Origin of the sequence: Streptomyces sp. NPDC126510 (assembly GCF_040302345.1) — a bacterium.
Classification (GTDB): domain Bacteria; phylum Actinomycetota; class Actinomycetes; order Streptomycetales; family Streptomycetaceae; genus Streptomyces.
In genome coordinates, this window is sequence record NZ_JBEORR010000035.1 from 49,024 (window position 1) to 63,755 (window position 14,732).

Here is a 14,732-nt window from a genome sequence, read left to right on the forward strand (position 1 = left end):
TGGGGCACAGGGGCGCACCCGGAGTGGGCGGGATCGTTATGCGCCGTCCCCGGGCCGGTAGAGCCGGGCCAGCCGCGCCGCGTCGGCGGCGAACCGCTCGCGCAGGCTCTCCGGCGCCAGCACCTCAACCTCCGGGCCGAGCGCCGCCAGCTGGGTGTGGGCGACCTCCTCGGACTCCACCGGCAGGCCCACCGTCACCCAGCCGTCCGGGTCCGGGCCGTCCGCGTCCGCCAGGGCCTCCCGGGCGGACACCGAGTCGAGGGCGTACGGCAGTGCGCGCACTCCGTCGGGGGAAAGGCGCGCCACGACCCGAGCCCGCAGAAGGGATCGCGCGAACTGCTCCGCCCGCTCCTCCCAGAACGCGGGCAGGTCGAACTCCGGCTCCCGTTCGAAGCGCTCGCCGTCGGTGTCCACCGCCGTGAACCGGTCGATCCGGTAGACCCGGAACGCTCCGGGCCCGGCCACCCGGGCGCACAGGTACCAGACACCCGCCTTCAGCACGAGCCCGTACGGCTCCAGCTCCCGGACGGCCTCGTCCTCCCCGCGCCGGTAGCGCGCGCTGATCCGCCGGTCGTCCCACACCGCGTCGGCGACGGCCGGCAGCAGCGCGGGTGTCCTGGGCTCCTTGAACCAGTTCGGCGCGTCCAGATGGAACCGCTGGGCGGCCGACCGGGAAGCGTCCCGCAGGGAGGGCAGCAGCGCCGCCGACACCTTCAGCCGGGCCGCCGAGGCGGCGTCCTCCAGACCCATCTCACGCAGCGCCCCGGGCACCCCGGACAGGAACAGTGCCTCGGCCTCACCGCGATGCAGCCCCGTCAGCCGCGTCCGGTACCCGCCGACCAGCCGGTAGCCACCGGCCCGGCCCCGGTCCGCGTACACCGGCACGCCCGCCTCCGACAGCGCCTGCGCGTCACGGGTGACCGTCCGCTCCGACACCTCCAGCTCACGGGCGAGCTCGGCGGCCGTCATGGAGGGCCGGGACTGGAGCAGCAGCACCATCTTGATCAGCCGGGCAGCACGCATAGGGCCATCATGGTGCGTGTTCGGGTGCGGGTGTGTGGGGGGCCTGTCCGGGCGTGACCGAGCAGGCCTGTTCCAGGGGCGCGGGGAACTGCGCGAGAGGCCCCCACCGGTCCGCGGTCGACGAACGACCGGGACCGATGAGGGCCGCAGAACCTACAGACCGTACTGCTCGCGCGCTTCCTTCACGGACGCCGCCTTCACCTCGCCGCGCTTGGCGAGCTGGGCCAGGGCCGCGACGACGATCGACTCCGCGTCCACACCGAAGTGGCGGCGGGCCGCCTCACGGGTGTCGGAGAGGCCGAAGCCGTCGGCGCCCAGCGAGGACCAGTCCTGCTCGACCCACTGCGCGATCTGGTCCGGGACCTGGCGCATGTAGTCGGAGACCGCCAGCACCGGGCCCTCGGCACCCTGGAGCGCCTGCCGCACGAACGGCATCCGCTCCTCGCCGCGAAGCAGCGCCTCGTCCGCCTCCAGGGCGTCCCGGCGCAGCTCGCTCCAGGACGTCGCCGACCACACGTCGGCAGCCACGCCCCACTCCTCTGCGAGCAGCCGCTGCGCCTTGAGCGCCCAGTGGATCGCCGTACCCGAGCCGAGCAGCTGGATCCGCGGGGCGTTCGCCGGGGGCGTGATGCCCGCCGACTCCGCCGTGTTGAAGCGGTACAGGCCCTTGACGATGCCCTCGTCGACGCCGTCGACGGACGGCTTCGCGGGCTGCGGCAGCGGCTCGTTGTAGACGGTCAGGTAGTAGAAGACGTTCTGGTCCTCACCCGGGGCCGCCTCGCCGTACATCCGGCGCAGACCGTCCTTGACGATCGTCGCGACCTCGTAGGCGAACGCCGGGTCGTACGACAGCGCCGCCGGGTTGGTCGCCGCGATCACGGGGGAGTGGCCGTCGGCGTGCTGCAGGCCCTCACCGGTCAGCGTCGTGCGGCCGGCCGTGGCGCCGACGAGGAAGCCGCGGCCGAGCTGGTCGCCGAGCTGCCACATCTGGTCCGCCGTGCGCTGCCAGCCGAACATCGAGTAGAAGATGTAGAACGGGATCATCGCCTCGCCGTGCGTCGAATACGACGTCGAAGCGGCGATGAAGTCGGCCATCGAACCGGCCTCGGTGATCCCCTCGTTGAGGATCTGGCCGTTCTGGGCCTCCTTGTAGTACATCAGCTGGTCGCGGTCGACCGGCTCGTACGTCTGGCCCTTCGGCGAGTAGATGCCGAGCGACGGGAACAGCGACTCCATACCGAAGGTGCGCGCCTCGTCGGGGACGATCGGCACCCAGCGCTTGCCGGTCTCCTTGTCGCGGACCAGGTCCTTGACCAGACGGACGAACGCCATGGTGGTGGCCACGTTCTGCGAGCCGGAGCCCTTGTCGAAGGACGCGAACGCCTTCTCCGCCGGGGCGGGCAGCGGGGCGACCGGGTGGACGCGCCGGGCCGGGGCCGGGCCGCCCAGGGCGGCACGCCGCTCCTGGAGGTAGCGGACCTCGGGGGAGTCGGCGCCGGGGTGGCCGTAGGGGACCACGCCGTCGACGAAGTCGCTGTCCTTGATGGGCAGCTCCAGCAGGTCGCGCATGTTCTTGAACTCGTCCACCGTCAGCTTCTTCATCTGGTGGTTGGCGTTCTTCGACGCGAAGCCCTCGCCGAGGGTGTGGCCCTTGACGGTCTGGGCCAGGATCACGGTCGGCGCGCCCTTGTGCTCCACGGCCGCCTTGTACGCGGCGAACACCTTGCGCGACTCGTGACCACCGCGCGAGAGGTGGAAGCACTCGAGGATCTTGTCGTCGCTCAGCAGCTTCGCCATCTCCACGAGCGCCGGGTCGCCGCCGAAGAAGTCCTGGCGGATGTAGGCCGCGTCGCGGGTCTGGTACGTCTGGATCTGCGCGTCGGGTACCTGGCGCAGGCGGCGTACGAGCGCGCCCGTGGTGTCGAGCTGGAACAGCTCGTCCCAGGCCGTGCCCCACAGCGTTTTGATCACGTTCCAGCCGGCGCCGCGGAACTGGGCCTCCAGCTCCTGCACGATCTTGAAGTTGGCGCGGACCGGGCCGTCGAGGCGCTGCAGGTTGCAGTTGATGACGAACGTGAGGTTGTCCAGCTCCTCACGGGCCGCGAGCGCCAGGGCCGCCGTCGACTCGGGCTCGTCCATCTCGCCGTCGCCGAGGAACGCCCACACGTGCGAACCGGCGGTGTCCTTGATGTCGCGGTTGGCCAGATAGCGGTTGAAGCGCGCCTGGTAGATCGCCGACAGCGGGCCGAGGCCCATGGAGACCGTCGGGAACTCCCACAGCCAGGGCAGGCGGCGCGGGTGCGGGTAGGAGGGCAGGCCGTTGCCGCCCGCCTCCCGGCGGAAGTTGTCGAGCTGCTCCTCGTTCAGACGGCCGTCGAGGAACGCGCGGGCGTAGATGCCGGGGGAGGCGTGGCCCTGGATGTAGAGCTGGTCGCCGGAGCCGTCGGCCTCTTTGCCCTTGAAGAAGTGGTTGAAGCCCGTCTCGTACAGCCAGGCCGCGGAGGCGAAGGTGGCGATGTGGCCGCCGACGCCGTACTTGCTGCCGCGGGTGACCATCGCGGCCGCGTTCCAGCGGTTCCAGGCGGTGATCCGCTGCTCCATCGCCTCGTCACCGGGCACGGCCGGCTCGGCGGAGGTGGGGATGGAGTTGACGTAGTCGGTCTCGAGGAGCTTCGGCAGTGCGATGCCGGCGCCCTCGGCGCGCTCCAGCGTGCGGCGCATCAGGTATGCGGCACGGTGCGGCCCGGCAGCCTTGGCGACCGCGTCCAGGGAGGCCTGCCATTCGGCGGTCTCCTCGGGGTCCCGGTCGGGGAGCTGGTCGAGCTCGCTCGGCTGGATGGCGTTGGGGTCGGTCATGTCGCCGCCTTCCTCAGTCGAAGGGGGTTCCCTCACATGCGGGGATCGGGGGTGCCCTTTGTCTTTGGCAGGACAGGGCGGAGGGCTTGGGTGGCAAGCCCGTCGGCGACTGTAACTCCCTGATCGATGATCGATCAAAGGGTTGAGGGGCAAAACCTCTTGATCACGAGAAAGTAGGCACGGGGTGCCTCCGGCAGTGGCACGCGGTGACTGGTTTTCGAATGGTTTTTGCAGGTCGGAGGCTTTTGAGCGGGGATGTGCTCGAGTGTCACGCCCGGGGCGCGCAGCCCAGGACGTGTGCCTTCACCAGTTCGGCGATCCGGGGGTCACGGCGCTTGAACGCGGCGACGAGCTCCTCGTGCTCCTCCGCGTACGACTGCTGCTGCGTGCCCAGCCAGCGGATGGACAGGGCCGTGAACACCTCGATGCCGAGGCCTTCCCAGGTGTGCAGCAGGACGGAGTTGCCGGCGGCGCGGACCATTTCGCGGTGGAAGCCGACGGTGTGGCGCACCTGGGCGGTGCCGTCGGCGGCGCGGTCGGCCTCGTACAAGGCGGTGACATGGGGTTCCAGCGCCGTGCAGTCCTCCGCGAGGCCCTGGGCGGCCAGCTCGGCGGCGATGGCCTCCAGGCCGGCCCGGACCGGGTAGCTCTCCTCCAGGTCGGCGGCCGTGAGGTTGCGGACGCGCACGCCCTTGTTCGGAGCGGACTCGATCAGCCGCAAGGACTCCAGCTCGCGCAGGGCCTCGCGGACCGGGGTCTGGCTGACCTCCAGCTCGGTGGCGATCCGGCGCTCGACGATCCGCTCGCCCGGCTGCCAGCGTCCGCTGATGATCCCCTCCAGGATGTGCTCGCGGATCTGCTCGCGGAGCGAGTGGATGACGGGCGCGGTCATGAGGGCTCCTCGGTCGGGATTGACGTTTAGACAATACGGCCGGTTCGCGCCGCGGGTGGGGCGGGTGGGGGTGTCTTGGTGCAGGTGAGACGAGACTTACACGGGGGAGTGGGGTTGTCGTTCGGCTGACGGTTGTGGGGGGTTGCTCGCGCAGTTCCCCGCGCCCCTGAAAAACGGGCGGTGCCCCTGCCCGGAGAATTCCGGACAGGGGCACCGTGCAACCGTGAAAGAGGGTCAGAGGCCGAGCTCGACCTCGAACTCGCCCGCCTCCAGGATGGCCTTGACCGCCGTCAGGTAACGGGCGGCGTCGGCGCCGTCCACCAGGCGGTGGTCGTAGGACAGGGTCAGGTACGTCATGTCGCGGACGCCGATGACCGTGCCCTCCTCCGTCTCGATGACGGCGGGACGCTTGACCGTCGCGCCGATGCCGAGGATGGCGACCTGGCCCGGCGGCACGATGATCGTGTCGAAGAGCGCGCCGCGCGACCCGGTGTTGGAGATGGTGAAGGTCGCGCCGGACAGCTCGTCCGGGGTGATCTTGTTGGCGCGGACCTTGCCCGCCAGGTCGGCCGTGGCCTTGGCGATACCGGCGAGGTTGAGGTCACCGGCGTTCTTGATGACCGGGGTCATCAGGCCCTTCTCGGAGTCCACCGCGATACCGATGTTCTCGGTGTCGAAGTAGGTGATGGTCCCCTCGGCCTCGTTGATCTTGGCGTTGATCGGCGCGTGCGCCTTCAGCGCCTGGGCCGCGGCCTTGACGAAGAACGGCATCGGGGAGAGCTTGACGCCCTCACGTGCCGCGAACGCGTCCTTGGCACGGCCGCGCAGCTTCATCAGGCGGGTGACGTCGACCTCGACGACCGAGGACAGCTGGGCCTGCTCGGTCAGGGCCTTGACCATGTTGTCGCCGATGACCTTGCGGATGCGCGGCATCTTGACGGTCTGGCCGCGCAGCGGGGACGCCTCCAGCACCGGGGCCTTCTTCGAGGCCGACGGGGCGGCAGCGGCGGGGGCCGGGGTGGCGGCGGCGCTCTTCGCGGCCTCGGCGGCGGCGACGACGTCCTGCTTGCGGATACGACCGCCGACGCCGGTGCCCTTGACGGTGGCCAGGTCGACGCCCTGCTCGGCGGCGAGCTTGCGCACCAGCGGGGTGACGTAGGCGCCGTCGTCGGCCGGCGTGGCGGCGGCCGGAGCGGCCGGGGCCTGGGCCGGAGCCGGGGCGGGCGCGGGAGCGGACGGGACCGGCTCGGGAGCCGGGGTGGTCTGCTGCTGCGGGGCCGGAGCCGACGGAGCCTGCGGGGCGGGAGCCTGCTGGGCCGGGGCAGCCTGCTGCGGCGCCGGGGCCTGGGCGGGCTCGGGCTGCGCCGGGGCGGCCGGGGCCTCCTGCGCGGGGGCGGCGGCCGGAGCGGCACCCGCCTCGCCGATGACGGCGAGCTTGGCGCCCACCTCGGCGGTCTCGTCCTCGCCGACCACGATCTCCAGCAGCGTGCCCGAGGTGGGCGCCGGGATCTCGGTGTCGACCTTGTCGGTGGAGACCTCGAGCAGCGGCTCGTCGGCCTCGACGCTGTCGCCGACCGACTTCAGCCAGCGGGTGACGGTGCCCTCGGTGACGGACTCGCCGAGCGCGGGCAGGACGACGTCCGTGCCCTCGGCGGAGCCGCCGCCGGTGGCGGCGTCGGCGGTGGGAGCGGGCGCCGGGGCGGCCTGCTCGGTGGACGGGGCGGCCGGGGCCGGCTCGGGAGCGGGCTCGGCGACCTGCTCGGCCTGCGGGGCCTCGGCGGCGGCGGGCGCGCCGCTGCCGTCGTCGATCAGGGCCAGCTCGGCGCCGACCTCGACCGTCTCGTCCTCGGCGACCTTGATGGAGGCCAGGACACCGGCGGCGGGCGAGGGGATCTCGGTGTCGACCTTGTCGGTCGACACCTCGAGCAGCGGCTCGTCGGCCTCGACGCGCTCGCCCTCGGCCTTCAGCCAGCGGGTGACAGTGCCCTCGGTGACGCTCTCACCGAGCGCCGGAAGGGTTACGGAAACCGCCATGGTTTCGGTTGCTCCTTACGGAAGTGCGGAAGTCTGTGTCGTCGCGTTCGTCGACCGAGGGGTCAGTCGTGCGCGTGGAGGGGCTTGCCTGCGAGGGCCAGGTGGGCCTCGCCGAGCGCCTCGCTCTGGGTCGGGTGGGCGTGGATGAGCTGCGCGACCTCGGCGGGCAGCGCCTCCCAGTTGTAGATCAGCTGGGCTTCGCCGACCTGCTCGCCCATGCGGTCGCCGACCATGTGGACGCCGACGACGGCACCGTCCTTGACCTGGACGAGCTTGATCTCACCCGCGGTGTTCAGGATCTTGCTCCTGCCGTTGCCCGCGAGGTTGTACTTCAGAGCGACGACCTTGTCCGCACCGTAGATCTCCTTGGCCTTGGCCTCGGTGATACCGACGGAGGCGACCTCCGGGTGGCAGTACGTCACCCGCGGGACACCGTCGTAGTCGATCGGAACGGTCTTCAGACCGGCCAGGCGCTCCGCCACCAGGATGCCCTCGGCGAAGCCGACGTGCGCGAGCTGGAGGGTCGGGACGAGGTCACCGACGGCGGAGATGGTCGGCACGTTCGTGCGCATGTACTCGTCGACCAGGACGTAGCCGCGGTCCATCGCGACGCCCTGCTCCTCGTAGCCCAGGCCCTGGGAGACCGGGCCGCGGCCGATGGCGACCAGCAGGACCTCGGCCTCGAACTCCTTGCCGTCGGCGAGGGTGACCTTGACGCCGTCCTGGGTGTACTCGGCCTTCTGGAAGAAGGTGCCCAGGTTGAACTTGATGCCGCGCTTGCGGAAAGCGCGCTCCAGCAGCTTGGAGGAGTTCTCGTCCTCGACCGGGACGAGGTGCTTCAGGCCCTCGACGATCGTGACCTCGGTGCCGAAGGACTTCCACGCGGAGGCGAACTCGACGCCGATGACGCCGCCGCCCAGGATGATCGCGGACTTCGGCACGCGGTCCAGGACGAGGGCGTGGTCGGAGGAGATGATCCGGTTGCCGTCGATGTCCAGGCCGGGCAGCGACTTCGGCACGGAGCCGGTCGCGAGCAGGATGTGGCGGCCCTCGACGCGGCGGCCGTTCACGTCGACGGAGGTGGGGGAGGACAGGCGGCCCTCACCCTCGATGTACGTCACCTTCCGGGAGGCGACGAGCCCCTGCAGACCCTTGTACAGGCCGGCGATCACGCCGTCCTTGTACTTGTGGACCCCGGCGATGTCGATGCCCTCGAACGAGGCCTTCACGCCGAACTGCTCGCTCTCGCGGGCCTGGTCGGCGATCTCGCCCGCGTGCAGCAGGGCCTTGGTGGGGATGCATCCCCGGTGCAGGCAGGTGCCGCCGACCTTGTCCTTCTCGATCAGGGCGACGTCCAGGCCCAGCTGCGCCCCGCGCAGGGCCGCGGCGTAACCACCGCTGCCACCGCCGAGGATCACTAGGTCGAAAACGGTGCTGGCGTCGTTCGCCACGTCACGTCCTCCATGCATGTGCGCCGTAAGCCGGTCTTCGACGACCGGCAGGCGGCTGGTGTCCGGCCGCTCGTTCTTCGGCCCTTCGGTGGGGCCCTGTCCTGCCGAGCCCCATCTTCGCACTTGTCGGCACACAAGGAGACGCCGGGCTGCGGTGTGAGACGCCCCACGTTCAGATGAGCCACGTCTTTGACGCCTGGAGGGCAGCGCCCAAGGGGCGTGGGGCTGTGTCTGATCTGCGGCTCCGCCGCGGGGCGCGAGGGCAGCGGACCCAAGGGGCGCGGGGAACTGCGTGAACAGCCCCCACGCCCCCGCACTCGCCACACGACAGGCGAGACCGAGCTAAGAGGCGAACTCAGCCAAGGTCGCCCGCAGCCGTCAGCTCCGCCAGCCGCACCAGCGTCCGCACGGCCGTCCCCGTGCCGCCCTTCGGCGTGTACCCGAAGGGCCCGCCCTCGTTGAAGGCCGGCCCGGCGATGTCCAGGTGCGCCCAGGTGATGCCCTCGCCCACGAACTCGCGCAGGAACAGACCGGCGACCAGCCCGCCGCCCATCCGCTCACCCATGTTCGCGATGTCGGCCGTGGCCGAGTCCATCCCCTTGCGCAGGTGCTCCGGCAGCGGCATCGGCCACGCCGGCTCCCCGACCTCCTCGGCGGCCTCGACCAGCGCCGCGCGGAACGCGTCGTCGTTGCCCATGATCCCGAACGTCCGGTTGCCCAGCGCCAGCACCATCGCCCCGGTCAGCGTCGCCACGTCCACGATCGCGTCGGGCTTCTCCTGGGAGGCGGCCCACAGCGCGTCGGCGAGCACCAGCCGGCCCTCGGCGTCGGTGTTGAGCACCTCCACCGTCTTGCCGCTGTACATCCGCAGCACGTCACCCGGACGGGTCGCGGATCCGGAGGGCATGTTCTCGGCCAGCGCGAGCCAGCCGGTGACGTTGACCTCCAGGCCGAGACGCGCGGCGGCGACGACCGCGGCGAACACCGAGGCCGCACCGGCCATGTCGCACTTCATCGTCTCGTTGTGACCGGCCGGCTTCAGCGAGATGCCGCCCGAGTCGTAGGTGATGCCCTTGCCGACGAAGGCGAGGTGCTTCTTCGCCTTGGAGGAGGTGTACGACAGCTTGACCAGGCGCGGGGTGGCCGCCGAGCCGGAGCCGACGCCGAGGATGCCGCCGTAGCCGCCCTTGGTCAGGGCCTTCTCGTCGAGCACCTGGATCTTGATGCCGTGTTCCTTGGCCGCGGCCTGGGCGATCGCGGCGAACGACTCGGGATTCAGGTCGTTCGGCGGGGTGTTGACCAGGTCGCGGGAGCGGTTGAGCTCCTCGGACACGGCGGCGGCGCGCTCGATCGCGGCCTTGTACGCCTTGTCGCGGGGCTTGCCGCCGAGCAGGGCGATCTCGGCGAGAGGAGCCTTGCCGTTCTTCGCCTTGGGGTCCTTGCCGTTGTCCTTGTAGGCGTCGAAGGTGTACGCGCCGAGCAGCGCGCCCTCCCCGATCGCGCCCGCGTCGGCGGCGTCGCCGAGCGGCAGGGCGAAGGCGGCCTTCTTGGACCCGGCCAGGGCGCGGGCGGCGACACCGGCGGCCTTGCGCAGCGCCTCGGTGCCGTAGTCGGCGTCCTTCTCCGGGACCGCGCCGAGGCCGACCGCCAGGACGAGCGGTGCCTTGAAGCCGGACGGCGCCGGCACCTTCGTCACCTCGCCCTCGCCGCCGGAGGCGCCGAGAGTCTCCAGAACGCCGGCGAGTTTGCCGTCGTACGCCTTGTCCACGGCCTCGGCGCCCGGTGCGACGACCGGCCCCTTGGCACCCTTGGCGACACCGATCACGATCGCGTCGGCCCGCAGACCGGGCGCCGCGGCGGTGCTGAGAGTGAGAGCAGTCACGGTGGTGAAATCTCGCTTCCGATGTGAAGTTGCTGAGGTCGAACGGTGTGGGTCGACCGGGCCCGACAGCCGACCCTATGCCGACCTCGCAGGGCGGGTGTCACGGGGCCTTCCCCGGTGCGGCGAACACTCGACGACGAGACTACGCGCGTGGCCTCGTTCGCTCATTCCTGCGGGCGTTCACCTGTCGGTGGCGTAGTGGCCATTTCTCGATCCCTCACACCGGTGAGCCGGGTCACACAGGACGAACTGGGGGCATGGCGACGGGCCTGCTGAGCCCGATCCCGGTGACGGAGGTGCCCGCGAACCGGTCGGCGAGGGAGCGGCGGCCGGGGGAGAGGACCGGCAGCGCGTTCAACAGGAACAGCGCCACCGCGCCCGCCCACACCAGCACCGACAGCACGACCTGACCCTCGACCAGCAGCACACAGGCCACGGCGTACACGGCGACGTCCGCGGCGGTGGTGACCGCGGCCCGGCGCGCCGCCCTGACCCTGCGCGGGGAATCCGTCGTGACCCTCAGTCCCACCAGGGCCTTGCCGACCGTGCGCCCGGCCAGGGACAGGCACGCCCACTGGTAGAGGAACACCGCCGGCACCAGCAGCCCGAAGGCCTGCTCGACGTACAGCACCGACTTGTTCCACAGCGAGAGCCCGAGGTCCTGCGAGGCGTCGAGCACGTCACCGCGCGAGGTCAGCAGGTCGAAACCGCCGCGGGTGGCCAGCTCGGGCACGTCGGTGACGAGCGCGGAGACCCGGTGGAAGGTGAGCACGGCGAGCGCCGAGGCCAGCGCCACCACCAGCGCGAAATCGACGAACCAGGCCAGGGCGCGGCGCAGCTTCGGCATGAACGTCCCCCGATCACTTGTGTGTCGGGGCAGGAAGCTAGCGGCTGAGCGGCCCGTGCAGGAGAGGGGCGAGGAGATCGTTTCAGCCCAGTGACAGAACGACCAGCGCCGTGGTCGCCGCCGTCTCCGCCAGACCACCGAAGACGTCCCCCGTGACCCCGCCGAACCGGCGCGTGCAGTGACGCAGCAGCGCCTCGGCGGCGGCCAGGGCGAGGACGACCGCGAGCACCGTACGGATCGCGCCGTACGGTCCGAAGAGGGCACCGGCCGCTGCCGCGGCCACGGTGACGGCGACCGCCGCGACCACCGCGCCCCGCACCGGCACCACACCCGCGACCGCCGCGCCCAGCCCCTCCGGCCGGGCCGCCGGAACCCCGGTCCGGGCCGCCAGGGTCAAAGCCAGCCGGGCGAGGGCCGCCGAGACGACGGCGGCGCACGCGCCCCGGGCCCAGGAGGCTTCGTACGCCTGGGCGAGCGCGGCGACCTGCGCGAGCAGGACGAGGACGAGGGTGACGACCCCGAACGGACCGATGTCGGACTGCTTCATGATCCGCAGCGCGTCCTCGGCGGGCTTCCCGCTGCCCAGCCCGTCGGCGGTGTCCGCGAGCCCGTCGAGGTGCAGTCCCCGGGTCAGGGCGGCCGGCACGGCGGCACTCGCCACGGCGGCGAGCGGGGCGCTCGCACCGAGGAACAGCAGCGCCAGCCCGAGCCCGGCGGCGGCGGCACCGACCGCCAGCCCCGCCAGCGGAGCGCACAGCATGCCGCCGCGTGCGGCCTCCCGGTCCCATCGGGTCACCCGGACGGGGATCACCGTGAGGGTGCCGAAGGCGAAACGGAGGCCGTCGAGGGGCGAGGTTCTGGGCACCGGCGCAGGCTACCGGCCGGTCAGGGGAGCGGTAACGGCAGCCGAGGATAAAGTTCACATATGGGATGGCTTGAGCGGAACATCATCGAACCCGGCAAGCTGCCACTGCTTCTCGCTCTCGTCGCCTTCGTGCTGACCTTCCTGATCACCCGTCTCATCACGCGGCTCATCCGGGCGGGCAAGGGCCCCTTCGGCAACGTCAGCAGCGGTGGCGTCCACGTCCACCACGTGGTTCCCGGGGTCATCCTGACGATCGTCGGCGGCTTCGGCGCGGTGGCGGGTGGGCAGCACGGCTTCGGGTCGTGCCTGGCCGCGGTGTTCTTCGGCATCGGAGCGGGCCTCGTCCTCGACGAGTTCGCCCTGGTCCTCCACCTCGCCGACGTCTACTGGACCCCCGACGGCCGCAAGAGCGTCGAGATGGTCGTCCTCACCGCCTCGCTCGTGGGCCTCCTCCTGATCGGTTTCTCGCCGCTGGGTGTCAACGACCTCAGCGACGACCAGCAGCAGAACCGTGCCGTCGTCCTCGGGAACGTCCTCGTGAACTTCGCGTTCGCCCTCATCGCCCTGTTCAAGGGCAAGGTCCGCCTCGCGGTCGTCGGCGTGGTCATCCCCTTCATCGCCCTGGCCGGGGCCGTACGGCTGGCCCGGCCCACCTCACCGTGGGCCAAACGCTTCTACCGCAACCGGCCCCGCGCCCGGGCCAGATCCGCCCTGCGCTCCTACCACCACGACCGCCGCTGGGCCGCCCCCTCGCGGGCCTTTCACGACTGGATCGGCGGCGCGCCCGACCCCGAGCCGGCCCGGTCCCTCGAACGCCGCTGACGCAACTCGCCGGCCGCGCACAGCACCAGTACCGCCGCGATCGCCGCGAGGTGCTCCTTGCCCGCGAGGTTCTCCTTCAGCGCGATCTCGGCCACCATCGCCACGATCACCACGGAGGCCGTGACGTACGCGCGGTAACGCCACCCCAGGAAGACGGCCAGGCCGACCACCGCCGCCGACGGCCCGGTGTCCACGACCCGGGCGTCCGAGGCGGGCAGGCCGAGCGGTGAGTCCGGGCCCAGCCAGATGCCCAGGCGGGCGTACAGCGTGCCCGCGAGCGTCGCGACGTAGGCGAGGGCCAGGGTCCGCCACCGGCCCAGGCACAGCTCGGCGACGCCGAACACCAGCAGGATCTGCACGAGCGCGCCCCACACCGGCAGGTCCAGCGCGGGCACGAACAGCGACAGCGGCGTGCGCAGCAGCGCGAGCCACAACGGGTCCTCGGCCCGCACGCCACCGGCGTTCTGCACGAACCGGAAGCCCCACGCCTGGTTGTGCACGACATGCAGCACGGCCGTGAGGCACACGGCCGTGACCGCCATCGGCGCGGCCCGCCACCGCCGCTCGGTCAGCGGCCCGCGCACCGCGGCGTACAGCGCACCCCATTCGGCGCGGGCCCAGCGGGCGAGCGTGGTCATCCGGCGGTCGTCCTCGTCCCTGCGCGGCGTGGTCTGAGGGTGTCTGCGACTCAGTCAAACCGACACCACGTTCCAAGACCGACCGGAACGGGACGAAGTTGAGCCAGGCGGGAGTGACCTGGATCTCGGCGCCGCTACTGCTCGGCGGGCGCCTCCGAGGCCTCCGGCCCGCCCGGCTCCTCGGAACCCTCCGGCTCCTCGGACCCCTTCGGTTCCTCGGACCCCTTCGGGTCCTCGGACTCCTTCGGCTTCTCGGGCAGCTCCGCCGCCAGCGCGGCGGCGGCCTGCACGAGCGGCAGCGCCAGCAGGCCGCCCGCACCCTCCCCGACGGTCACGCCATGGGTGAGCAGCGGCTCCAGCGCCATCCGGTCCAGCGCCTTCGCCTGCCCGGGCTCACCGCTGTCGTGCGCGGCCAGCCACCAGTCCGGCGCCCGGAACGCGATGCGCTGCCCGACGAGCGCGCACGCGGCCGCCACGACCCCGTCGAGAACCACCGGGAGCTTGCGCACCGCGCTCTGCAGCAGGAAGCCGGTCATCGCGGCGATGTCGGCCCCGCCGACCGCCGCCAGCAACTGCAACTGGTCCCCGAGCACCGGACGAGCCCGGCGCAGCGCGTCGCGGATCGCCGCGCACTTGCGCATCCACGCCAGGTCGTCGATCGCCTGTCCGCCGCGCCCCGTCACGACCGACGCGTCGACCCCGCACAGCGCCGCGACCAGCACGCCCGCCACCGTGGTCCCGCCGACGCTCACATCGCCGAGCACCACCAGATCCGTGCCCGAGTCCGCCTCCTCGTCGGCCACCGCGACCCCGGCCAGGAAGGCCGCCTCGGCCTCCTCGGGGGTCAGCGCGTCCTCGATGTCGATCCGTCCGCTGCCGCGCCGCACCCGGTGCCGCACGACGTCCGCCGGCAAGGCCTCGGGGTCGCAGTCCAGGGCCATGTCGACGATCCGCACCGGCACGCCCAGCCGCCGTGCCAGCACCGACACGGGCCGGCCGCCCTCGAGTACCTCGCGCACCAACTCCCCGGCGCTGCCCGCCGGCCGGGCCGAGACGTCCAGCCCGGCGACGCCGTGGTCGCCGGCGAAGAGCACCACCCGCGGCCGTTCGACCGGCCGGACCGGCACGGCGGACTGCGCCGCCGCCAGCCACTCACCCAGTTCGTCGAGTCGGCCCAGCGACCCGGGCGGCACGATCTGTCGCTCCCGGCGCGCCTCGGCGTCACGACGGATCCCGCCGTCCGGACGCTCGATCAGATCGGTGAAGTCGTCGAGATTAAGCGAGCTCATTCGCCGAACAGTACCGGCCCGGGTCGAACAGCACGGCGCCACATCATCACTCCGTCACGGCGACGTCGTTGCACCTGGGATCGGCATCCCATACGTTCCGTTTTGCAGCGGATTGTCGTATGTGGTCGTGCGG

Annotated in this window: 11 protein-coding genes; 1 reads left to right on the forward strand and 10 read right to left on the reverse strand. The window is 71.8% G+C overall.

Annotation, left to right across the window (positions count from 1 at the left end; translation table 11 throughout):
• Positions 1–36: 36 nt before the first annotated feature.
• The 8 genes from ABTX60_RS35410 to ABTX60_RS35445 all read right to left on the reverse strand — a co-directional run bounded on the left by ABTX60_RS35410 (position 37) and on the right by ABTX60_RS35445 (position 11,850).
• Positions 37–1,023, reverse strand: coding sequence for a helix-turn-helix transcriptional regulator (locus ABTX60_RS35410; RefSeq protein WP_352101121.1), 987 nt, complete (start codon positions 1,021–1,023; stop codon positions 37–39).
• Positions 1,024–1,176: 153 nt separating this feature from the next.
• A complete protein-coding gene (aceE, locus tag ABTX60_RS35415; RefSeq protein ID WP_352101122.1) occupies positions 1,177–3,879 on the reverse strand; it encodes a pyruvate dehydrogenase (acetyl-transferring), homodimeric type in 2,703 nt (900 codons plus the stop codon).
• A gap of 268 nt (positions 3,880–4,147) precedes the next feature.
• On the reverse strand, positions 4,148–4,771 hold the full coding sequence (locus ABTX60_RS35420; protein ID WP_352101123.1) for a GntR family transcriptional regulator: 624 nt from the start codon (positions 4,769–4,771) through the stop codon (positions 4,148–4,150).
• A gap of 234 nt (positions 4,772–5,005) precedes the next feature.
• On the reverse strand, positions 5,006–6,805 hold the full coding sequence (gene sucB / locus ABTX60_RS35425; RefSeq protein WP_352101124.1) for a 2-oxoglutarate dehydrogenase, E2 component, dihydrolipoamide succinyltransferase: 1,800 nt from the start codon (positions 6,803–6,805) through the stop codon (positions 5,006–5,008).
• 62 nt (positions 6,806–6,867) lie between these two features.
• Complete coding sequence (lpdA, locus tag ABTX60_RS35430) at positions 6,868–8,256, reverse strand: dihydrolipoyl dehydrogenase (protein ID WP_033312603.1); 1,389 nt, start codon at positions 8,254–8,256, stop codon at positions 6,868–6,870.
• Between the two features lie 355 nt (positions 8,257–8,611).
• Complete coding sequence (locus ABTX60_RS35435) at positions 8,612–10,138, reverse strand: leucyl aminopeptidase (RefSeq protein WP_352101125.1); 1,527 nt, start codon at positions 10,136–10,138, stop codon at positions 8,612–8,614.
• Between the two features lie 235 nt (positions 10,139–10,373).
• Entirely contained in the window at positions 10,374–10,985 is a 612-nt protein-coding gene (locus ABTX60_RS35440) for an RDD family protein (protein WP_352101126.1), read from the reverse strand.
• A gap of 82 nt (positions 10,986–11,067) precedes the next feature.
• Positions 11,068–11,850, reverse strand: a complete 783-nt coding sequence (locus tag ABTX60_RS35445) for an adenosylcobinamide-GDP ribazoletransferase (RefSeq protein WP_352101127.1) — start codon at positions 11,848–11,850, stop codon at positions 11,068–11,070.
• 60 nt (positions 11,851–11,910) lie between these two features.
• Here ABTX60_RS35445 and ABTX60_RS35450 point away from each other — a divergent pair, with 60 nt between their 5' ends.
• A complete protein-coding gene (locus ABTX60_RS35450; protein WP_352101128.1) occupies positions 11,911–12,672 on the forward strand; it encodes a hypothetical protein in 762 nt (253 codons plus the stop codon).
• Here ABTX60_RS35450 and ABTX60_RS35455 read toward each other — a convergent pair.
• On the reverse strand, positions 12,612–13,310 hold the full coding sequence (locus tag ABTX60_RS35455) for a hypothetical protein (protein WP_352101129.1): 699 nt from the start codon (positions 13,308–13,310) through the stop codon (positions 12,612–12,614). The genes ABTX60_RS35450 and ABTX60_RS35455 overlap by 61 nt on opposite strands.
• 134 nt (positions 13,311–13,444) lie before the next feature.
• Complete coding sequence (gene cobT, locus ABTX60_RS35460) at positions 13,445–14,599, reverse strand: nicotinate-nucleotide--dimethylbenzimidazole phosphoribosyltransferase (RefSeq protein WP_352101130.1); 1,155 nt, start codon at positions 14,597–14,599, stop codon at positions 13,445–13,447.
• Positions 14,600–14,732: the final 133 nt, after the last annotated feature.

Bases quoted from the DNA above. Each gene is read 5' to 3' on its own strand.
- ABTX60_RS35410 (WP_352101121.1), bottom strand. From the start codon at position 1,023: ATGCGTGCTGCCCGGCTGATCAAGATGGTGCTGCTGCTCCAGTCCCGG.
- aceE (WP_352101122.1), bottom strand. From the start codon at position 3,879: ATGACCGACCCCAACGCCATCCAGCCGAGCGAGCTCGACCAGCTCCCC.
- ABTX60_RS35420 (WP_352101123.1), bottom strand. From the start codon at position 4,771: ATGACCGCGCCCGTCATCCACTCGCTCCGCGAGCAGATCCGCGAGCAC.
- sucB (WP_352101124.1), bottom strand. From the start codon at position 6,805: ATGGCGGTTTCCGTAACCCTTCCGGCGCTCGGTGAGAGCGTCACCGAG.
- ABTX60_RS35440 (WP_352101126.1), bottom strand. From the start codon at position 10,985: ATGCCGAAGCTGCGCCGCGCCCTGGCCTGGTTCGTCGATTTCGCGCTG.
- ABTX60_RS35450 (WP_352101128.1), top strand. From the start codon at position 11,911: ATGGGATGGCTTGAGCGGAACATCATCGAACCCGGCAAGCTGCCACTG.
- ABTX60_RS35455 (WP_352101129.1), bottom strand. From the start codon at position 13,310: ATGACCACGCTCGCCCGCTGGGCCCGCGCCGAATGGGGTGCGCTGTAC.
- cobT (WP_352101130.1), bottom strand. From the start codon at position 14,599: ATGAGCTCGCTTAATCTCGACGACTTCACCGATCTGATCGAGCGTCCG.